Genomic DNA, 20,577 nt, shown 5'->3' with positions numbered 1-20,577 from the left:
CTTACTTGCAGACGTAGACTTTGCCTTTGCTGGTTTCTTATCAGATCTTTCGGCCCTTCTTGTACTTCTTCTTTTTTAACATATTCTACACAAAACCTTTATACAACTTCTATTCTTAGTTCACCAGTAATTGGCTTAGGGAGATTTTTAGCATATATTGTATACTCCCAATTTAAATTTTTCCCGCAGGCTCTTGGCCCAAAAGCAACTCTTAATTCTTCTGCAAAAACTTCTGTGTTCTGTTGATGTTTAAGAGCTCCAACATCTGCTTCAACGACAAAATACTTTTCTTCCTTTTGCACATTCGGATAATGCAAAACAGTATTAATTGCTACATTAGAAATAGCAGCATGAAATATATCCCTACCCTTAGGCGGTTCTGAAGGAATCTCGTCCATTACAATTATTCCCTCTTCTCTTGGAATTGTTACTCGAATAGATACGTCTTCTAAATATCGCTCACCATTATTCCGAAGAATAATATTTATCTTTTTTGAAATTTCTTCACCTACATAATAACAGTCGTGCTGATAATAATCTTTTTTTACCTCTTTTAAATTTTCTCTTAGCTTTTCCGTACTTCTTTCCTCGTAAGGTGTGGGTTGAAAAGGCGAAAATATCATACTATTAAAACGATGTATTTCCATTTCACCTTCTTTTTCTCTCCTATTTAATTCAGCCTCAATTCTTTGTTTAGCTAATTCAGACGGAAATTTAACTTCTTTGGTTCCTTCTATAATTATTTTATCCTCAAATGCTTCATTGAAACCAACTGAAATTTTCCCATTAAAATACTGATTTGATCGAAACGTTAATAATTCATCTAAATCTCTTCTTGTTAATCGATCTTGTTGGCTACCTCTTCTGATGTAACAATCTCCTTTTTTTAAACTTTGGAAATCTTTTTTCATCATATAAGGAGGATTATTACAAGGACCAATTTCAAATATACCTAATAAGTTCCCCCCTACTTCAAGTGGAGAATATGAAAATTCAATAGAAAGTTCGATGTTTTCTCGAATAACCTGTTCATAAGTTGCTTGATCTATAAATTCCTCTTTTTGAATTGCATGATATTCTTTCTCTCCATCTGTTTTATCTTTAACACCAACAACAATGTATTTTTTACCGTCAATCGGCGCATTAGCCATCGACATAATATCCTTAATTAAATCTTTGTTTTTTTCTTTTTTATATTGTTCTCTTTTAAAATCTAGTCTTGTGCTTTCACGTTCATATTTTATTAACCACTCAATATTCTCCAAACCGTTTTCCCCTTTACGATAAATTCTCTCTATTAAACTTATAATCTTCCCATTAAATACCTAAAAATATTGTAAACTGTATATAGAAATAAAACAACAAATACAAAACTGTATGTAGTGTTTTATTCCTATTCTTAAAACGTCCTATAAAACAAAGGGTAAAGTTAACTTTACCCTTTGGAGAAATCCCAAAAAGTGTTGGTATTTATTTAGGGATTCCATTTGTTGCAGATATGTTGACACGATTTGTTTTTATAAAAACAAAAGGACGTGAATGGTATGAATCAACTGTCGTCCCGCGTATTAGTCCATTAACTTTAATCGCTTTACTATTTACGATTGTTGTAATGTCTCTATTAAAGGCGAAATGATTGTTCAGCTATCAATGGATGTTGTCTGAATTGCAATCCCATTACTTATTTACTTTATCTTAATGTTCTTTGTTTCGTTCTTCTTATCTAAGAAAATGTGAACAAGTTACCCCGTTGCGACTTCCTTATCATTCACAGCAGCAAGTAATAATTTTGAATTAGCTATCGCTGTCGCAGTTGGAGTATTTTGAATTCACTCAGGTGTGGCTTTTGCAGCTGTAATCGGCCCATTAGTAGAAGTACCAGTTTTAATCGCGCTTGTTAACGTAGCTTTAAAATTAAGAGACAAATTTTTATAGAATCAATAAAACTTAAATGAAGTCACTGTAAATGCTGTTAAATGTTGTTAAATGTTGTTAAATCTTCTTAAAAATATTATATAATACAAATAATAAGCTATTAGGAGGTGAATGTTTATGGCAGGAAATAATTCTTTAGATAAAAGCAATCTGACTGAACGTTTAGATCGACATCTCGACTGGATTAAAAGTTGTGATACTAAAGCATCTATTGTAATTGCAGTACTTGGTGTATTTCTTACAATATTTACATCAGAGAACTCTATTAAAATGTTAAAACAGATTCTTTCACAGCCCCTTCAACACATTAATTTTGCAAATCTTTTATATCTATTATTATTTGTTATTTCGTGGGTTATTTTTATATATGGTGTTTATTGCTTAGTTAGAGTACTCGTTCCTCGATTAAGTAAAGATACACTAGCATATGAAGGCATTTATAATGATTCACTTTATTTTTTCGAAAGTATAGCTAAAAATAATTTTAGAGAATTTAAAGATAAAATGAATAACTCTCAAGACGATGACGAAATAACCGATATTTTGTCACAAATCTATGTAAACGCAAAAATTTGTACAATTAAGTATTCTTATTACAGTAAGGGGATTAAATGTGCTGCTCTTGGAATTGGGGGTGTACTAATTTTATATGTAATTGGAATGATTTTAGTGATGCTAGGGGGATTTAAGTAATGAAGTTCAAAGATTATGACTATAAGGAACGTAAGAAAAAAGTAGAAGAAATTCTTGATAATACAGATAAAGTTAATGAAGTAGATAAATTCCCACGAGATGAAGATTTCACCTATACTAATGGTTATAAAGCTTGGGCCAGTGCTATCTTTGTAGACTTAAGAGACTCAACAACTTTATTTTCGGGAGAGAACGATGTAGATATAGCGAAAGTAATACGAGGCTTTACTTCTGAAATAATAGAGATTTTAAGAACTGCTACAGATAATGATTTAAAAGAGATTGGAATACGCGGAGACTGTGTTTTTGCTATATATTCTACTCAATTTAAAAAAGATATTTTCGATGTGGCAGATAGAGCTTTTCATATAAACACTTATATGAAAATGTTAAATAAGCTGTTAGAGGAAAGGAATCTCCCTACTATCAAAGCTGGAATTGGTTTAGCAACAAACAAAACATTAGCTGTTAAAGCAGGTCGAAAATCCTCTGGAATTAATAACTTAGTTTGGATCGGTGAATCTGTAGCTAAAGCAGCTAAATTATCTGATTTAGGCAATAAAAATGGTATTGAGCCAATTGTAATGTCTAGTTTGTTCTATTCAAATTACATAGATGTTCAAAAAGGATTACAACCTGATGACGATGTAGAGAAATGGTGGACAAAAAAATACGACACTTCTTATGGAACGTACTATCATGGCACAGTAGTTCAATCAAATTTTGATAAATGGATTACAGATGGAATGCAAGATTAAATGTATAATTAGATTATAATTTTATTTTGTTAATAGGACTTATCAACATTACACAAATGACAAAAGAGCCTGGAAGTTTCCAAGCTCTTTTGTCATTTGGTATTTCGCTAATACCCTCTTCCTTTTTAAAAACCATAATCGTCTGCAATAGTACCACTTTCTTTTAAAGGAACTACCTTCATTTCTTCTTTTTTTGCTTCATTATCATTAAAATCATAAAGAAGAGTCATATCACCAGCAAACATAGACATTAATACATCCTTCACAACAGGATCAGCCGTTTTCCCCATATTCATAACATTGACAAGAGAGTTTTTATGCGATTTGCTATGATGAAAAAGTGTTATTATCCCCTTTTGGAGTTGCTCGATTTCCTCTTGAAGTTTATGTTTTTCTTTTGAAAGTTCTACATTTTCTTTGCTTAATTCTTTGATTGATTTTCTATCTTTCTCCATTATACGCATAATTTGTTTAGCTAATTGTTGTGGGTTAGTATGATAATCATCTACTAATTTTGCGATATCAACAAAATCCTTTCCAAAACTACCATCAGCCACTTCAATTAATGTTTTATTTTTCATTTCGTCGATTAGCTCTTTCCCTTTATATGGCGAACCCCGATATTCCTTCGACCAAAAATCCTGAGAATACGCTTTAAAAGGGACACCATTGGCCCGTACTTTTTTCTCTTTTACCAATTGTTTGTTTAATTGAAATACACTGTTATATGTTAGCTTTAAATGGTTACCATTTAACTCCTTTAATCGTAATTGAATAATTTCATGTAACTCTTGTTCATCGAATACTATTGGTCTTCCAGCCATTTTTCTTCCTCTTTCTCAATTAAATTATTTACTTTTAATAAGTCTTCATTTGACTTTAATGCTACAAATAACTGCTGTATTAAAGCATTTAATTCATTTGCTTGTTCATTTATTTGTCTTTCTGTATGTGGTCTTGTATCAACTTCTTTACCAAAGCTCTCTAATTTAAGTTCTCGATGCATTTGAGAAATGAATGTTGCCTTTTCTTTAATTTTTTCTATAGAAGGTTTAATAGTTTCTTGACGTATTATTTCTTTTTGTTTTTCAATATTTGCTCCATTTGGTTCCACCCACCATTTGGAGCAAAATACACAGTGTGTAGAATGTTCACAAGGCATTGATAAATCTGTACAATAACCTAAATTCATTTCAACACATTCATTTAAAGGAACTGGGGGAGAAATAGGCATATTGCTTATCTTTTCTCTTATTACTATATCTTCAAAATCTAATCCTTTTATACCGTCTTTCGCCAATTTATAAATTTCTGTATTCACATAAAACCCAACGTTTTGTTGATAATGGTATTGTGCTTCTAATGTTGTATGTCCACCTAACCGTGCAATTTCAATTGGCGATATTCCTTGAAGAAGCAACGACGTAAACGTAATATGCCGAGTATCGTTTAAATTTATTTTTCTTTCTACTGATAATTTATATTTTTTAAACACCACATCTTCATAAAATCTTTCAAGTAATGTTAGTAAGGCTCCCGCATTAAAAATTTCATTGTATAATTTCTTTTCTCTGCCTGGTAATTTCAATTTTTTAGCAGCAAATACAATTGAAGGATAAGAAACTAGTGTTTTTGTTTTCCCAAAACCTTCTGTTATTTGAATGTAATCATGAATTAGTTCGTACATTTCCTTATCTATTTCTAAAGTATCAGATACACCTAACCTCTTTTTTTCAAGATTAGGATTTCTTTTTTTACGAGGTAGTCGTAAAAAAAAGCGATTCTCTTCATGATTGATACAATCACGTTTTATATTGCAGAACTCTAGGGGGCGCATAGGTATAATGTTTGTTATTTTCCACCACAGTTTTACTGGCAGAAAAAATAAAAGTTCTTCTTTGGATAAATCCTCTTTAAAATATTTCTCTACACAACTAGCCAGCGTAAAAACGTCTATTGCTTTAGGAAGTTCTCTAACTCCAGTTTTAGGGGAAAGACTGTTTTTTAAAGAGATAAATAGCTCTTTATATTTCTGTAATTGTTCTATTTCACAAAAATCAAGAAAATACAACCACTTGGTTACTTTGCTTCTCTTAGAACTAGAACTTTCAGCTAAATCGCGAATTCTTTCTTCCACCTCGTCAGGTGCATCATTAAAATAATTTGTAATCTGCAAAAGTTCCAAAAGAGTTGTATATATACTACGAATGTAATTAATTGAAAATTGTTGACTCAAATTAAGAATCCAACATTTAGCAATAAGTACAAAATCCTCTGAAATATGACTTTGAAATTTAATCATATCCTGTAATTTTCCAAAGTCAAAATGAGCTCTTCCCGCTCTTTCCTCTATTAGCCAAATCCAATATCTCCCCTCAAAATCCCCTTGTAAAACAACCCCTTCTTCAACTAAACTTTTATAAATAGTTTTTGCTTCTTCTGTGCTTTCCTTCAAATCAAAACGTTCATCTGAGAAACTATCAAAGTCTATCTCATAATCAAAAAAATCAAACTCTGCATTCTGCATATTTTTTACTTCCTTTCACTTGATGAAATAATAAAACGAGAGTCAATTTCTTTTGGATAAGGTACTTGATTGACAAGTGCACGAAATTCTTTTGCATCTGATTTTATAAAATCATAAACTACTTCTTTTCCGAATTCTTTTATCGCTTGTGATAATATCTTTAATTCCAAATGAATAAGATTTGATTTTTTTAATTTCATTCCTTTTTTCGTTTCATTCATATAATCTTTCAATCTTGCAACAATACTTTCCCCAAGTGAACTTAATGCATAAAAGGTTGGAATAGCATAAGGACAATGAAAGCAACTTTCTAGATGTGTATTTTTACAACCAGACTCTCCAAATAAACAGTGTACATTCTCATTTCGACTTGGTAATTGTTCTGTATACAATAAATGTAATTCTCTTGTTGCTTCTTCTAATGTTTTCCCTCTAATATAATCCGCTACTGATCGTTGCTTCTCATCAAACTTATTCATAAACCCTGCAGTTGCTTCGAGTTTAAATATGTCACCAAAATTTTGGGTTAATTCTATAATTTCGTTAGTTCTTTTTTCTCTACCTGATGATTTTCCTAATACTTTCTCAAGAAAAAGGTCAGGAATAAATCCAAACTCTCCTCTTTGAAACAATTGTTTAGTTAAAAGATGAAATTCTTCCTTTGGAATATGAACATAATGTTTAATAGACTCTATATCCTTATGTCTTCTCATCAATTTCACCAATGTTGCAGATTTTTCTCCTCGCTCTTGTTGTGCAAGGAGAATATAAATGATGGTCATTAGTGTTTCATTCATTTTTCTTGATGAAAAAGAGAAATTAGCTTTATATTTAAAATTCGAAAAGAACGCTTTATGATGTCGATCAGTAAACACATTATTTTTCGTATTAAAGTTTATTAAAAATGGATAATCTGATCCCTGTTCTTGATAATAAGATTCCAATAATAAAACAACTGTAGCAAATGCTTCTGCTAAATCGTCAGAACAAATAAAATATCCTTTTACTTGCGTCTTAGAAATAAGTAATTCTTGTTGTCGTACTCGATTTACAATTAAACGGGCTGTTTGGAAATCAATTTTATAATTAATCATGTCTTGAATACTTGGAATATGTACATTTGTCAAATCTATTCGTTTAAAGGATGTTACGTCTCCATGTCTCCAAGCGTTATTTAAATGAATAATTACATACAGCCATGTTGAAGCATATGTAATATCATTTTCTTCAACCAACTTACGAACACTTTCTTCTACATGCAAATTAATTTTATTTACATATTTCTTTAATTCCTTATATATCTTGTATTTGTATATTTCTTGATCCCCTTCACTCAAGGGGGCTTTTTTCTTCTGTTTTGGTATATTGATTTTATTTATATTGAACACTTTTTTTGTATTCTCATTTCTACCTAAATCATAACTCACCTTTTCTAAAAACTTACATAAAATAATTCTTCTTGGAGTTGAATCACTCATACTACGATTCATAAATAAATTAATATCATTAGAAGTAAGAGCATAAATTTCTTTCACTTCATTTTCGTTTAGAAGTTCAATAATAAGTTGCGTTACTTTTACGAATTCCTTAATTTTCCGATTCATTGTATATTCGGCCGCATGAGAAGTATGGAGTATTTCAGAAACATGTGTAAGCCATTTTTCTTTTGTATATGTTGTCTCCTTATGAAAAGAAACTTCTAACAGTTCTAGTTTATACTTAAAGGTTGCAAAGGGACTCTCTAACCAAGTGTTATCTACCTGTTGTTCTAATTGACGTTGCTTTTTTCGATTTTCGATGTCTTTTCTTAAGAAGGCATGTTCAATAGTTGATAATTCCTTATAACGGGCATATGTTGGAACTTTATGACGTTCTAATGAACAAGGATAGTCTAAAGCATTTCTTGAACCAAGATAATCCAAGGCTTCTGGGTAAGTATAATGGTTGTCCCAAAATTCCTCTCGTTTTTGAACATATTGTTGTATTTCTTCTTTGGGATAAGAAACACCTTGACTAGTTGGATTTACCGAATGTGCTGGATTTTCTAACAACATGCTTCTAAACTGCCTTTCTGTCATATTTAATAAGGATAACGCCTGTTTTTTTGTTATAAAATCTTTTGAATTTGATAATTCCTTTTCTTTTTGTTTTCTAATTAATTCTTCTTTAATTTGGTTAAAATCTACATTTTGATAATAAAAGAGTTTTATATTAACTTTGATTGGATGAATATCGTATTTTTTTTCAATATAAATTAATTCGCTTGAAGTTACATTAGGAAACAGTTCTATTAATCTTGATCTTGCTGTATGCTGTTTTAAGAAATGATCAAGAACTTCTTTTTTTATAAACTTTCTATGATTCATTACAGATACAATCGTATAATTAATAATTTTCATCGGTAATCTTAATCTACTGAAAATTTCATCTATTTTATCTCCAGTCGCGCTTCTTACTCCTAACAGCTTTGTTGCTTCTTTAAGAATATAATGATTTTGAATGATGTCCTCTTCTTCTTCTATAAATGCTTCTAAACTACTCAATTCTATTTTATTATCTTTATGTTTCACTAAGTCTTTTATAATTAAACGTTGAAGTTGCTTTCTAGACTTTTTACTTTGAATATGTTTATACTTTGGGTTCGTTAGCAATTCTTTTAATTCGATGTAGCCCCTCTCCATTATTCCACTCCTTTTCAATCCCCTACATAGATTTCAACTAGAGATAAATTATTAATTGCGTCTGATAATTGTTCTTTGATTGTTATTTGGTCTACATATGACATTACTGCATCCAATGTGCTATCACCACGGGCCGCAGCTACTTGAGCTGGTGACAATTTTGTTTTTGTGAATAATAAATTAGTGAACACTCCTCTACCTATATGTGTAGACCAACTTGAATCTTTAAGTAAGAGGTAATCACCATATCGACTAGGATTTTGTTTAAGTAATGCTATAAACTTCTTTTTAATGTCATTAAACCATTTTGAATACACTTCGCCTGTCATTGGAGCTCCTTCTTTATTAATAAACAGGGCCGTTTTATGTCTATTCTTTATCTTTAACAATTGTTTCATATGATCTTCAAATAGTAATTCAAATAAAGGGTTATAAAATAGTGGTTGCTTACGCTCTTTCTTTACCTGTGAATGTGCAGCATTTACATTCCCAAATAACAATTCTTGTCTATCAAACACATCCAATGTCACCGATTTACTTTCCCGATGCACAGCATCAATCGTTAGATTAACTACTTCTCCCCTTCTCAAACCGCCAAACATTTGCATATAGATGCCTAGTACCATAGATGGATACATTACTTTAGCTAATTGCAGAAACTCATTTATCAATCTATCATTTAAATGTGTTAAAGTATTACTTGGTTTTTTATTTTTTGGCGGATACACAGTACTAAATGCAGGATGGCGGAAAGGCGATTCTAATGTTTGCTTATTTGAACCTTTTATGAGTTTTCGCTCTAATTCAAATTCAGGTTTAATTATGTCTTGCTTTATTAGATATTCATAAAAAGAAGTTAAAATAAGTTCTCTCTTCTCCACTGTCTCTCTTCTATTTTTCCTCTCTACAGAAAGACTTGTTATAAATCTACTTCCATGGATGTACTTTAATCCATATAATCCCTGGCCGCCGCTTAAAGAAAGAAATGTTTTATCCTTCTCTTTTACTTTATCTCCTATAAAGTTTAAAAACATACATATGGTAATTGCTACATCCTTTTGATAGTTAAAAGACTTCCCCCTATACTCATACATGGTTTTAATAAAATCTGTTACAGGACTAGGATATTTCCTTCCAGTTTCTTCATTTTCCACCACTATAGTAATGACTCTTTCATATCCCCCTTCTCCATTAATAGAAGGTATATTATCTTCTTGAACTTTATATCTCATTTTCTTCCTCCCCATAAAACGAAAAAAAGCAACTCCTCTTCATAGGGTTACTTATCATATCACTAATTCTATTATTCTTTAGGAAATTACAAAATCCTTCTTATATCAACAAATTTAGGCAATTAATCTATCAATTTTCTTATTTCCCCAAAACCTGTCCGCATAATCCATTGATGCTTGCACATCTTTCGGCGGATTAATATCGACAACTTCAACACGTTCAATGCGAACGCCCCATTTTTCTGTAGCTTCATCAAGTGCTAAGCGAATTTCTGTTGAAATTTTTTCACGACCAGATAACGTTTCATCCAGTTCCATTTTACCAATGATTTGACGCATCGTTGCTGAAGTAATGTTACGTACACCGTATTCATAGTTCGAAATACCATATGTCGCAAGTTCCGGTTCAACGACTTGATAGAAAATAATTGTATCAATTTCCACTTGTACATTATCTTTCGTAATTACCTTCTGCGGTGGTACATTCGTTTGTTGAATACGCAAGTCGTGATATACGCGAACGCGATCCACAATCGGAATTAATAAATTTAATCCCGGCTGCATAACACGCTGAAACTTACCAAATCTTTCAACGACTCCAACTTTTTGCTGTGGAATAATTTTGATTGTTAATGCGATAAATGTAACAACAATTAGTGCGAAAATAATCGTTAACGTTAATGCTACCATATTTATTCACTCTCCTTTTTTACTTGTAATATAGTACTATGCCTCTTTATAACAATAACTTTTTCTCCGGCATCAATTGGATCATCTGCAATAGCTGTCCAAGTATCTCCATCCACTTTCACAATGCCGTTCGCCTCATTTGTAATCGCTTGCATAACAATCCCTTTTTTACCTGCAAGCATATCTACTGTATCAGTAAAACCTTTTGCTTCCCGAAAGTTTTTTGATATTCTTTTCGTAAAGAAAGTCAATGTTAAACTTACAATCGCACCAGCAACAACTTGTAACAGTAGTGCTTCAGGAACAAACAAAGCAATAAGACCTCCGACAACAGCTCCAATTCCAAGCCAAAGCATGTAAAATGTAATCGACAGCATTTCCGCAATAAATAAAATACCAGCTATTATAAACCAAATTACCCAAGCAGCCATATGCAACCCTCACTTTCTTTCTCATTTTCTATATGTATATGAAGAAAAGAATGGTTTATCCGCCCTTTCTCATACGTGGGCGCTTACTACAAGCTATTGTACATTTTCACTGTTACAATGAGTATTATTAAAATACTATATTAATATATTCTTCATTATACATGAAAATCCCTTTCAAAAAATGACAAAAAATTTAATTCTTTCAAAATTTATTTTTTAAATTATAATTATTATAACTACTGTCACATTTTCCCCAGAAAGGTTGTGTGCTTATTGCAAAAACGTTCATTGACTTACTATCTAGGATCGAAAATATGCATTACTCTCGCTGACATCGTATACGTAATGATTATTACAACTCATATGTATATCACAACGAAATCAGCTACATTAACTGCTCTTTTTCCATTATTACAAGTCATAACTAATCTTATAGCAAATACATCTGCACCACTTATAATGAATCGTTTTCCATCTTATTCATTACTTTTTACACTGCAGTGGATAAAAACTGCTCTATTATTTTTATTAATGATATTATTCCCGATCCTTTCCACAAACATTGTAGTACTATTCATTTTCATTTTTTTCATTTCATTATGTAGTGGCTGGAGCGCTCCATTACTATACGGTATTCTTCCGCGCCTTACACCGAAAGAAAAATTAGTAAAAGTAAATAGCATTTTTTCCTTTTCCACACAAATTGCACAAGCCGCTGCTTATTCATTTACAAGTGTTATTGTGCTTCTTATCGGTGCTTCTTCTACACTCATGATGAATAATATTTTGATGATTTTCGGATGTGTTGCACTACACTTTTCATTACGTTCCATACATACTGAACGAGTAATAGAGCCTTCTTCTTCAAAAGGTGATACTTTATTGGAAGGTTGGAAGCTCTTATTTCAAAACCCTTCTCTCCGTACTGTTACATGTATGGACTTAATTGAAACTTTTGCAGGGACGATATGGATGGGTGCTATTACGATGGCTTATGTAACAACTGTCCTTCATAAAGGAGAAGAATGGTGGGGATTTATTAATACAAGTTATTATGTTGGGACGTTAATTGGCGGTCTATTAGCGTGGAAAATGAGTACATACATTCAAAACAATTTAATACGCTCTATGGCGGTAGGCTCTCTTCTGTTTAGTATTCTTACATTTTTATATGGTATGACAAGTAGCGGCTTTATTGCGCTTTTTCTGTGCGTTCTAATGGGACCATGTTATCAAATTAGAGATATTTCTCAAACAACAGTTCTACAATCAAGTGTCGCTCCTTCTTTACTATCAAAAATGTATACAGCTCATGGTGCTCTTCTTTCGACAGCTTCTGGTCTTTCTATGCTGAGTGTTGGCATTATTACCGATTTGTTCGGTGTTCGTACGATTTATATTCTCGCTTCAATCCTTATATTGTGCTCTGCTTGTTTATCATTTAACTTATTAAAATATGATAAGACAAAGCAAAAAAACATGTCACTTTAATGAACAAAATAAATAGGACAGGATTTCCTGCCCTATTTATTTTATTTATGATAAGTTAGGAGATTTCCGATGCTTTGTCGCTTGTTCAAAAGCGTATGCGAGTTTAATTAAAGTCCCCTCACGAAAAGCAGTGCTTGCAAGCGTAATTCCAAATGGTCTCCCGTTATCCATATATCCCGCAGGTATTGCTATAGACGGATAACCTGCTTTCGCACATATAGTGGAGCCTATATAAGAAGGGAACAGAATCGCATCAAGATTATATTTTTTCAGTGCAAAATCAATGCCTTGTTCTTGTGAAAAATATATATCTTCTAATCTTGCATTTAAATATTGTGGATTTCTTAACGTATTAGGAAAATCTTTTCTTCTTTCTAACTTAGTTTGTCCATATCTCAGAGCTCTTTCTGCTATGTTTTCATTAAACTCCATTAACTCTGAAATAGAATGTACTGGTATAGTAGAAGGCAATTTGGAAAGATAGTTATCTAAACTATGCTTTAATTCATAGAGTGATACACCCCAGCTCCATTCTCTATGAAAAGACGGAATATTAATATCCTCTACTACTGTCGCACCCTTACTACGTAATACTTCAATTGTTTCCTTAAACAATTTCTCATCATACTCACCAGATTCATAATAATCTTTTGGTGCATTGCTATATACACCAATTTTCGCTCCATTTAAACCATTAACATCAAGGTATTTTGTATAATCATGCTCTGCTATCCCTTCACTTTTATAAGTAGCTACGTCTTTCTCATCTACCCCAGTTAGCCCCCCTAGTAAAATAGCGGCATCTGTTACTGTTCTAGCAAATGGGCCGGCTGTATCTTGCGAATATGTGAACGGAATAATACCTCTACGACTAATTAAACCAACAGTCGGTTTAATACCGACTACAGAGTTTTGAACAGCTGGACTCAAAATAGAACCATCTGTTTCTGTTCCAACCGATACTACTGTAAAGTTAGCAGCAACTGCTATGGCAGATCCTGTACTTGAGCCACCAACAAACATATCATCCTCACCCGTACCGTAAGGGTTTATTGTTTGCCCACCTCTCGCACTATATCCAGCCCACATTTCAAATGACATTGCATTTGCTAATTCTGTCATATTTGTTTTCCCTATTATCACTGCTCCTGCTTCTCGCAGCTTCGTAACGAGAAATGCATCTTCACTACTTATATTTTGTTCTAACGCAATCGTACCTGCACTTGTATGCATAGAGTCATTCGTTTCAATATTGTCCTTAAGTACAACAGGTATACCGTGTAGTGGACCTCTTACACCTTTTGTTTTTCTTTCATGATCTAGCGCTTCTGCAATAAAGATAGCCTCCGGATTGATTTCTAAAATAGAATTGATTTTCGGTCCGTCTTGATCATACTTTGCGATTCTATGAAGGTAATACATAACTAATTCTTTTGAAGTTAATTGCCCAGCTACCATTGCTTTTTGTATATCATGAATTGTTAATTCTTTTTGTAGTAGTGTATTGAACTGAATCTCCATCGTCATTCTCCTTCTATAAAGCCTTTTATTGATAACATGTATCTATTACTTGTTCATTTTCTCCGCTCCTCGCATATACAAATACAATCCAATTAAAAGAATTCAACTCACCACTGTAAAAACCTTTTATTTCCTGAAAAATAAAAAAAGTCTGAAACGAATTAACTTCCGCTTCAGACTCTTTTATTATTTTACATATACCTCATCTAACAAATGTAAAAACTCACCTTGTTTCCCCTCTAATTCAGGGCATTTTGCAATATCAATCCATTCGTAGCAAAATACTAGGCCTTCATCTTCCTCACCGGCACTGACAATATGTTCCCAACGATTTTTTACATCTGTTAGTAATGTTACGTGGAAGAAATGACGTTTTTGATATTCCTTTTTTTCTTTCACATGTATGATGTAATCAGCTAGGAATCGTTCTATGCATAAATGACGTAACCCAGACTCTTCTTGTACTTCACGTAAAATCGCTGCTTCTAGCGTTTCCCCTTCGTCAACTGTTCCCCCTGGCACTTGTATACCAGCTTCAGGTATATCACGATGTTTAAAAACAAGCAGTTGCATAACTCCTTCTTTTTCTCTTGTCACATATGCGTGTACTTTTTTCTTATATAACACCGTCATAATCCTTCTCTCCCCTCAATTGTTCACTGCGCTACTTCTTCAAGTGTCAGTTGATTTTCATATAAATATGTAGCTTGTGGATTTCCCACATACCTCACGTGCCATGGTTCAAATCGATAGCCCGTAATCGATTCTTTCTCTTTTGTATATCGAATGACAAAACCAAATTTATGGGCATTTTCAGAAAGCCACTGCCCTTCTTTCGTTTCACCAAAAATTGTCTCTAACTGAAACTTAGCAGATTGTGATGTGATATCCATAGCTAGTCCAGTTTGATGTTCACTCGTTCCAGGAACTGCACTCGACATTGCTGTTTTTGCTTCTCCATCTTGTTTTTTATACATTGTATTTAACGCTTTTTGCCGATCAAAAGATCTAAATCCAGAGACTGCAAATAAGAAAACACGCTCCTTATCCGCTTGCTGAAACATTTCCTCAAGCGCACCGGCTGCCTCTTTCCTCATTTTTTTCTTTTCTTGATCACCTTCACTAGAGTAGCGCACTTTCGGAATAACTAAATCTGGCGGTCTATACCCGTCTGGTAAACGCCTACTTTTATTCACAAGCACAAGCATCGAATTCGGATTACTAATTACCGCAATATCCCCATCCATATTCGCAATCGTTTCTTTTGCCTTCGGAAATATGTTATTTACATTCACCTCGCGTGCTTGCTTATCCTTATACATTTTATAATTGATTCCCGCTACTCCAACAATGAGTATCGCCGCTACGATACCAAGTAGTATCCATCTTTTTTTCATATAACGACCTCTTATTTTAATAATTTGGCCATTTCATACTCATCGATGTTCTCTCCATCGATAATAAGAGCAGCTCTTTTGACACCTTCCTTCTCAAATCCAGCTTTTTTATATAGTGCCTGAGCTCTTGTATTGTGGGCCATTACCGTTAATTCTAAACGCCATACACCATGTAATCTTGCCCACTTCTCGACCTCTTTAAACAATTTAGTCCCAATACCTCGCCCACTATACTCTTGCAAAATCCCAATTACAATACTTGCTACATGTCTCTTTCTTTGAATATGATTTCCATTCACTAAAATAAACCCTACTATTCTCTCTTCTTCAACTGCTACCAATATTGTTGCATATTTATTTTCTACAAAGCGCTGAATCATTTGCTCTTGTTGCTCGGCTGTGAATTTCCTTTCTCCTGGTTCATACAACATAAATTTTGTTTCTTCATCTAATTGCTTACTTAATTGCAAAAATGATGCTGCATCTTCTACTTTGATTTCCCTAATCATTTCAATCACCCTACCAATTTCATAATAAAAAGCTTTCCTTGTAAAAAGATTTTCTCTACTTTCCCGAAAATCCCTTTGTAAATCTCCCAGTATAATTTGACAAATTTCGATATTACTATAACATGGACAAATTATGTCTATTCTGTGACACATCATTAATTACAAAAAAACGCAAGCATTACACTCACGTTTTTTCAGACTCTCGCATTCATTTCTGTTTCACTTTATCCATTCACTTTTTCTGCCTGCCAGAAATATTCACCAAACGCTTTAGCTAGCGCATCAATCGATCGATTTAGTTCTTCCTCTGTATTATCTACGCCACCAACTTCAATTAATATCGCTTGTCCTGACAAATCTTGATTGTAGACACCATTTCCTGTTTGGAATCCTTTTTGAATGACACCACGACTAACGCCTGGATATTTCTTACTAATCGTCTCATGTAAAGCCGTTGCTAATTGCAAGTTTTTTTCATAGTTTTTGTTACCTTTCCCTACTACAAACGCAAGCTTCGCATATGATTTATCACCGATTATTTTTGTCGTGACATTTTTCCGAGCACTATCACGATGTAAATCAAAGAAGTATTGTAATTCTTTATTGCCGGCCATTGCTTCTTGTACAATTTCCCGTGACATTTTATAAGAACTATTACTATTTAACCCTTTACTAATCAACTTTTGACCAACATCAGTCTTGTCGTTAGTTGCTCCGATTCCTTCATTTGCTAATTGTTCACGAAATCGGTCGCCGACTATTGAAATATTCGTTACGGAACTTGTGGCTTTATTCGGATTTGGATCATTTGTTAAATTCAATAATGGCAAATAAGATTCCCAGCTATGCGAATGATAAATAAATGCAACTTGTCGTTTTCCTGTCGTTTGAGCTGGTTGCTTTTTCTCTTTATTCGTATCCGGCTTTTGAGCCTGTCCACCTTCTCCAGTCCGTTCTTTTACTACTTCTTCAAGTGGAACGCTCGACTCTATAGGCAAGTTAGAATAATTTGTTCCTTCCCCCGCAATAACAATTTCTGTATCGTACTTACCGAAACCAGGTAGCTCTTTGCCGACAAAACTGCGTACATCGTTAAAACGAATATTCGTAGCCATAGAAAAGAGAAACGAAGATATTGAAAAATCTTGATTTAAATTTCGATATTCCTGTGTAAAATAATGATTCTCTTTCCCAAGAACGTACATGTAACCATTCATTGATAACTCATTTAACCAATTATATAAATACGTTGACTTCGTCTCTTTCATAGAGGTTACCATCATACTAATAAGAAAAAAAGTCGCTAGTACTGTAGCAATAATAAATAATACTAACTTACGTACACTCGTGAATTTCACATAAAAAAAGCCTCGATTCATACTATCACCTCTCTATTTCAAGTTATGTACAAGCTCTAGAGAATAGACCGTCTAAATTCCGGCTATATTGTTAATGAGGTGAAATGAATTGAAACTACTAATAGGAACACTACCCGTTGTACTATCATTTATTTTTTATTGGCTTGCTAAGCATCCTACCATCCGTGTTGCGTTACATATTTCAGCATATCTAGCACTTTATGTACTCGGTACAATCATTTCTATTCATATATATGATGTTTTAATACAAGACTTAGTTTTTATGACAAGTATTCATGGGATTTTACTAAATCCATTTTTTCTTATATCAGGAGCGTATATAGGGATATACACTTTGTACCTACTTTTGTCCTACATTATTACAAATATAAAAAATGGAGCGTAATGAAATGCAACCACCGTTCATCTGTCATACATGCAAAAAAAGAATTACGCGAAAGAAAGATCTTATTACTACCACATGGTACTTCCGCTTTTATGTATTTCATAGTGATTGTTTTAAACGACAGCAAGTTTTTATCTCACGATTTATCCCTGTGAATACACTTATTAATTTCTTTCTTATTATATATGGGCTGATTGTTGGTAGCATTCTTATGACTACAGAGCCATCTATCATTTGGCTTGTTTTCTTACTTCCAATTTTATATCGGTTTCTTTCCTATTATTATGTTGAACGCTTTTTCTCTAAATGAAAGTTAGACTTTCCTCTAGGAATACTTAAACATTCCCACTCATTTTCTTTTAACATTTTACCGATGTAAATCATTTGTCCAATATGCAAAGCATAATGAGAAATTTGTCTTTCAATTGCTTGCATGACAGTATGTGCTTCCCCGCGAATATATACTGTCTGCAATAAATGTTCTGACGTTAGTGCATTCATCGTTTTAAAAACATATTCCCAACCTTCATTCCATGCTGCGAGTACCTCTTTCTTAGAAGAATAACCACCTTCAAATTCAGCATCTCGGTTACGATCTATTTTTTCACCGTCAGATGTTAAAAAATCCGTCCATCTAGAACGCATATTACCGTGCAGATGCTTAATTATAATTGCTATGCTATTTGTTGCTTCATGAGAAGACCATTCAATCTGTTCATATGATAATTGTGAAAGCACCCGTTCCCCTTGTTTCTTTGTTGCTTCAAAATTCGAAATAGCACACTGTACGTATTCGCGTCCAATATCCATGTTCCCCAGCCTTTACATTAACTAATTTTTGTTCCATTTGGTAATTCCATATTAGGCTGCAGTAATACAACATCACCCGCTTCAGGTACTCCTCCTAAAACAAGTACTTCTGATTTAAATCCCGCTACACGCTTTGGCGGAAAATTTACAACAGCAACGATTTGCTGACCGATTAAATCTTCTGGGTTATATCTCTTCGTAATTTGAGCACTTGACTGCTTCATTCCAAGCTCTCCAAAATCAATTTCTAGTTTAATCGCTGGAACTCTCGCTTCTTTAAATTCCTCTGCATGTGTTACAGTCCCAATCCGTAAATCCAAAGTTAAAAAATCTTCAAAATTAGCCATTTTATCACTCCTTTCATTTATTACTTAGACAAAACAAAAAAATCCCCTTTAAAAAAAGAAAGGCGCCTAAGCACCTTTCTTTTGTAGTTCACTTGATTCATTTGATTTATAGAAGAAGAAACCGAGGATCCCGCCAATACATGATGGGATTAGCCATCCTATTCCTTCATTATATAATGGTAACATTTGTAGTACGTTAGAAATCGCGTCAATTTTAATCTTCGCACTTTCTAAACCGTTAAAGAAACTAATTAATAATGCACCTAAAATAGCTCCAATATAAATGGTATTGCGCTTCCCAATCCATTTATGGAAGTAAGAAAGTACGATTAATACGATTGCAACTGGATAAATGATCATTAACACTGGTAAAGTAACTGCGATTAATTGCGTTAAACCTAGGTTAGATACAATTAAACTAAATACACATACCATTGTTACAATCGTTTTATGCGAAAGTTTTGGGAATAAGTTTGTAAAGAAGCCAGCACAAGCTGATGTTAATCCAACAGAAGTTGTTAAACAAGCAAGTACAATAACAAGTCCTAATAAAATTTTACCACTTGTTCCATATAACTCATTTACAACATTCGTTAAAATAAGTCCACCATTCTCTGATACCCCAAGTGATGTACTTGTTGAACCAAGATAAGCAAGTGATAAATAGATTAACGTTAAACCAAGTACCGCGATAATACCTGATACTACTGTTATTTTTGCAATTTGATTACTCTCTTTTATTCCTTTAGAGCGGATAACTTGTACAACTACAATTCCAAATACAAGCGCACTAATTGCATCCATCGTTAAATATCCTTGAATAAATCCACCAAAGAAAGCATTTTCCTTGTATGCTTCTAGCGGTGCAGCTGGTTCTCCAATCGGATCAACAATTGCCTTTCCGACAATTACAGCAACAATTAATACTAACAATGGTGTAAGAAATTTCCCGAACCAATCCACTAATTTTGATGGATTTAAAGATAAATACCAAGTTATTCCGAAGAAAATTATAGTGAAAAGAAATAGCATGTACCATTCGGAAACTAATGCCTCTGATAAAAATGGCTTCATACCCATTTCAAATGAAACGGCTCCCGTACGCGGAATCGCGAAAAAAGGTCCAATCGCTAAATAACTAATCAATGGGAAAACAAACGCAAATATAGGGTGAACTCTAGAAGATAGCGCTTTCAAGTCCCCCTCTACAAACGCGACAGCTGTTACAGCTAATAGGGGTAATCCGACTCCCGTTACGAGGAATCCAATTGTAGCAACCCAAACATTCTCTCCAGCTTGTTGCCCTAAAACTGGTGGGAAAATTAAATTTCCTGCTCCTAAAAATAGTGCAAATAACATTAAACCAATTGCTACCGTATCACCTGGCCTTAAACGTCCCTTCATGCTTTTCATTTGCATAGCACTTTTTCATTGTTTATCTCTATTTTCACAATATGCTATGCATCCTCCTCTCTGTTCAAGCTGATAAAATATGCCCCTTACAAAGCAGTGTCTTTCTCCATAATTTCTCCAATCCCCTTATTTTTACTCTAATTATTAATTTTTGATTTTTTTGAATTTTTAAATCATTAGAGTGGTATTGCGTGGAGTATAGTTGTCAGACCTCTTTGTTTTTATCACACATATAGTAACATATTTAGTTGAAAAATAAAAACATATTTTCAAATTGACTTTTTTGAAAATCAAAATTATCTACATTTTTTATTCTTTTGCACAAATATTGTTTCAGACTCACTTATTATCCTATCGTTATTTTCAAATAATTTTATA

Annotated in this window: 19 protein-coding genes and 2 pseudogenes; 6 read left to right on the top strand and 15 right to left on the bottom strand. The window is 33.2% G+C overall.

Features of this window, described 5'->3' with window-relative positions:
• Nucleotides 1-98 precede the first annotated feature (98 nt).
• Complete coding sequence (locus PDQ68_RS00760) at nt 99-1,265, bottom strand: ATP-binding protein (RefSeq protein ID WP_065107679.1); 1,167 nt, start codon at nt 1,263-1,265, stop codon at nt 99-101.
• A gap of 170 nt (nt 1,266-1,435) precedes the next feature.
• On the opposite strand from PDQ68_RS00760, the pseudogene PDQ68_RS00755 reads away from it, so the two are divergent.
• The 3 genes and pseudogenes from PDQ68_RS00755 to PDQ68_RS00745 all read left to right on the top strand — a co-directional run.
• A pseudogene (locus PDQ68_RS00755) lies at nt 1,436-1,935 on the top strand (arsenic resistance protein); the annotation flags it as partial.
• Nucleotides 1,936-2,052: 117 nt separating this feature from the next.
• Nucleotides 2,053-2,628 (top strand): Pycsar system effector family protein, encoded by a 576-nt coding sequence (locus tag PDQ68_RS00750; protein ID WP_229154896.1) that lies wholly within the window; start codon nt 2,053-2,055, stop codon nt 2,626-2,628.
• Nucleotides 2,628-3,386 carry an adenylate/guanylate cyclase domain-containing protein gene (locus tag PDQ68_RS00745; protein ID WP_061182711.1) on the top strand — a complete coding sequence of 253 codons (759 nt, stop codon included), beginning with the start codon at nt 2,628-2,630 and terminating at the stop codon, nt 3,384-3,386. The genes PDQ68_RS00750 and PDQ68_RS00745 overlap by 1 nt, the downstream gene beginning before the upstream one ends.
• 125 nt (nt 3,387-3,511) lie before the next feature.
• Here PDQ68_RS00745 and PDQ68_RS00740 read toward each other — a convergent pair whose 3' ends face one another.
• From PDQ68_RS00740 to PDQ68_RS00715, 6 genes and pseudogenes are all read right to left on the bottom strand, one after another.
• Nucleotides 3,512-4,210, bottom strand: coding sequence for a hypothetical protein (locus PDQ68_RS00740; RefSeq protein ID WP_061182710.1), 699 nt, complete (start codon nt 4,208-4,210; stop codon nt 3,512-3,514).
• Entirely contained in the window at nt 4,192-5,913 is a 1,722-nt protein-coding gene (locus PDQ68_RS00735; protein ID WP_061182709.1) for a site-specific integrase, read from the bottom strand. The genes PDQ68_RS00740 and PDQ68_RS00735 overlap by 19 nt, the downstream gene beginning before the upstream one ends.
• 5 nt (nt 5,914-5,918) lie before the next feature.
• Complete coding sequence (locus PDQ68_RS00730; protein ID WP_270786558.1) at nt 5,919-8,594, bottom strand: hypothetical protein; 2,676 nt, start codon at nt 8,592-8,594, stop codon at nt 5,919-5,921.
• 14 nt (nt 8,595-8,608) lie between these two features.
• Nucleotides 8,609-9,826: a site-specific integrase gene (locus PDQ68_RS00725; RefSeq protein ID WP_061182707.1), complete on the bottom strand. Its 1,218-nt coding sequence runs from the start codon at nt 9,824-9,826 to the stop codon at nt 8,609-8,611.
• Nucleotides 9,827-9,961: 135 nt separating this feature from the next.
• Nucleotides 9,962-10,516, bottom strand: a pseudogene (locus tag PDQ68_RS00720) (SPFH domain-containing protein); the annotation flags it as partial.
• Between the two features lie 2 nt (nt 10,517-10,518).
• Nucleotides 10,519-10,947, bottom strand: a complete 429-nt coding sequence (locus tag PDQ68_RS00715) for an NfeD family protein (protein ID WP_000741991.1) — start codon at nt 10,945-10,947, stop codon at nt 10,519-10,521.
• Nucleotides 10,948-11,211: 264 nt separating this feature from the next.
• Here PDQ68_RS00715 and PDQ68_RS00710 point away from each other — a divergent pair, with 264 nt between their 5' ends.
• Nucleotides 11,212-12,438, top strand: a complete 1,227-nt coding sequence (locus PDQ68_RS00710) for an MFS transporter (protein WP_073531288.1) — start codon at nt 11,212-11,214, stop codon at nt 12,436-12,438.
• Between the two features lie 45 nt (nt 12,439-12,483).
• Here PDQ68_RS00710 and PDQ68_RS00705 read toward each other — a convergent pair whose 3' ends face one another.
• From PDQ68_RS00705 to spoIIP, 5 genes are all read right to left on the bottom strand, one after another.
• On the bottom strand, nt 12,484-13,959 hold the full coding sequence (locus PDQ68_RS00705; RefSeq protein ID WP_016717290.1) for an amidase family protein: 1,476 nt from the start codon (nt 13,957-13,959) through the stop codon (nt 12,484-12,486).
• A 186-nt stretch (nt 13,960-14,145) separates the two neighbouring features.
• Nucleotides 14,146-14,592, bottom strand: coding sequence for an NUDIX hydrolase (locus PDQ68_RS00700; protein WP_016717289.1), 447 nt, complete (start codon nt 14,590-14,592; stop codon nt 14,146-14,148).
• 23 nt (nt 14,593-14,615) lie between these two features.
• Complete coding sequence (locus tag PDQ68_RS00695) at nt 14,616-15,356, bottom strand: M15 family metallopeptidase (protein WP_000747655.1); 741 nt, start codon at nt 15,354-15,356, stop codon at nt 14,616-14,618.
• Between the two features lie 11 nt (nt 15,357-15,367).
• Nucleotides 15,368-15,865, bottom strand: coding sequence for a GNAT family N-acetyltransferase (locus PDQ68_RS00690; protein WP_016717288.1), 498 nt, complete (start codon nt 15,863-15,865; stop codon nt 15,368-15,370).
• 224 nt (nt 15,866-16,089) lie between these two features.
• A complete protein-coding gene (spoIIP, locus tag PDQ68_RS00685) occupies nt 16,090-17,244 on the bottom strand; it encodes a stage II sporulation protein SpoIIP (RefSeq protein ID WP_001079296.1) in 1,155 nt (384 codons plus the stop codon).
• An 88-nt stretch (nt 17,245-17,332) separates the two neighbouring features.
• On the opposite strand from spoIIP, the gene PDQ68_RS00680 reads away from it, so the two are divergent.
• Both PDQ68_RS00680 and PDQ68_RS00675 read left to right on the top strand, forming a co-directional pair.
• The gene (locus tag PDQ68_RS00680) at nt 17,333-17,629 is read left to right on the top strand and encodes a hypothetical protein (protein WP_016717286.1); all 297 of its coding nucleotides are present in this window, start codon (nt 17,333-17,335) and stop codon (nt 17,627-17,629) included.
• A 4-nt stretch (nt 17,630-17,633) separates the two neighbouring features.
• A complete protein-coding gene (locus PDQ68_RS00675; RefSeq protein ID WP_061182705.1) occupies nt 17,634-17,939 on the top strand; it encodes a hypothetical protein in 306 nt (101 codons plus the stop codon).
• Here the strand turns inward: PDQ68_RS00675 and PDQ68_RS00670 are convergent.
• The 3 genes from PDQ68_RS00670 to brnQ4 all read right to left on the bottom strand — a co-directional run bounded on the left by PDQ68_RS00670 (nt 17,912) and on the right by brnQ4 (nt 20,190).
• On the bottom strand, nt 17,912-18,439 hold the full coding sequence (locus tag PDQ68_RS00670; RefSeq protein ID WP_016717285.1) for a DUF1572 domain-containing protein: 528 nt from the start codon (nt 18,437-18,439) through the stop codon (nt 17,912-17,914). The two genes, PDQ68_RS00675 and PDQ68_RS00670, sit on opposite strands and share 28 nt — an antisense overlap.
• A gap of 17 nt (nt 18,440-18,456) precedes the next feature.
• Nucleotides 18,457-18,786, bottom strand: a complete 330-nt coding sequence (csaA, locus tag PDQ68_RS00665) for a chaperone CsaA (protein ID WP_001263033.1) — start codon at nt 18,784-18,786, stop codon at nt 18,457-18,459.
• Between the two features lie 66 nt (nt 18,787-18,852).
• On the bottom strand, nt 18,853-20,190 hold the full coding sequence (gene brnQ4, locus PDQ68_RS00660) for a branched-chain amino acid transport system II carrier protein BrnQ4 (RefSeq protein ID WP_073531294.1): 1,338 nt from the start codon (nt 20,188-20,190) through the stop codon (nt 18,853-18,855).
• Nucleotides 20,191-20,577: the final 387 nt, after the last annotated feature.

This window comes from Bacillus cereus group sp. Bc010 (assembly GCF_027716745.1).
In the GTDB taxonomy this organism is placed as follows: domain Bacteria; phylum Bacillota; class Bacilli; order Bacillales; family Bacillaceae_G; genus Bacillus_A; species Bacillus_A pacificus.
Note: the sequence above shows the minus strand (reverse complement) of the source record. Positions and strands in the feature narration are given on the sequence as shown.

Excerpts from the sequence above, each read along its gene's own strand:
- PDQ68_RS00740 (WP_061182710.1), bottom strand. The coding sequence starts at position 4,210 with ATGGCTGGAAGACCAATAGTATTCGATGAACAAGAGTTACATGAAATT.
- csaA (WP_001263033.1), bottom strand. The coding sequence starts at position 18,786 with ATGGCTAATTTTGAAGATTTTTTAACTTTGGATTTACGGATTGGGACT.
- PDQ68_RS00705 (WP_016717290.1), bottom strand. The coding sequence starts at position 13,959 with ATGGAGATTCAGTTCAATACACTACTACAAAAAGAATTAACAATTCAT.
- PDQ68_RS00745 (WP_061182711.1), top strand. The coding sequence starts at position 2,628 with ATGAAGTTCAAAGATTATGACTATAAGGAACGTAAGAAAAAAGTAGAA.
- PDQ68_RS00695 (WP_000747655.1), bottom strand. The coding sequence starts at position 15,356 with ATGAAAAAAAGATGGATACTACTTGGTATCGTAGCGGCGATACTCATT.
- PDQ68_RS00750 (WP_229154896.1), top strand. The coding sequence starts at position 2,053 with ATGGCAGGAAATAATTCTTTAGATAAAAGCAATCTGACTGAACGTTTA.
- PDQ68_RS00715 (WP_000741991.1), bottom strand. The coding sequence starts at position 10,947 with ATGGCTGCTTGGGTAATTTGGTTTATAATAGCTGGTATTTTATTTATT.
- PDQ68_RS00725 (WP_061182707.1), bottom strand. The coding sequence starts at position 9,826 with ATGAGATATAAAGTTCAAGAAGATAATATACCTTCTATTAATGGAGAA.
- PDQ68_RS00735 (WP_061182709.1), bottom strand. The coding sequence starts at position 5,913 with ATGCAGAATGCAGAGTTTGATTTTTTTGATTATGAGATAGACTTTGAT.
- spoIIP (WP_001079296.1), bottom strand. The coding sequence starts at position 17,244 with ATGAATCGAGGCTTTTTTTATGTGAAATTCACGAGTGTACGTAAGTTA.
- PDQ68_RS00670 (WP_016717285.1), bottom strand. The coding sequence starts at position 18,439 with ATGGATATTGGACGCGAATACGTACAGTGTGCTATTTCGAATTTTGAA.
- PDQ68_RS00675 (WP_061182705.1), top strand. The coding sequence starts at position 17,634 with ATGCAACCACCGTTCATCTGTCATACATGCAAAAAAAGAATTACGCGA.
- PDQ68_RS00730 (WP_270786558.1), bottom strand. The coding sequence starts at position 8,594 with ATGGAGAGGGGCTACATCGAATTAAAAGAATTGCTAACGAACCCAAAG.
- PDQ68_RS00690 (WP_016717288.1), bottom strand. The coding sequence starts at position 15,865 with ATGATTAGGGAAATCAAAGTAGAAGATGCAGCATCATTTTTGCAATTA.
- brnQ4 (WP_073531294.1), bottom strand. The coding sequence starts at position 20,190 with ATGAAGGGACGTTTAAGGCCAGGTGATACGGTAGCAATTGGTTTAATG.
- PDQ68_RS00700 (WP_016717289.1), bottom strand. The coding sequence starts at position 14,592 with ATGACGGTGTTATATAAGAAAAAAGTACACGCATATGTGACAAGAGAA.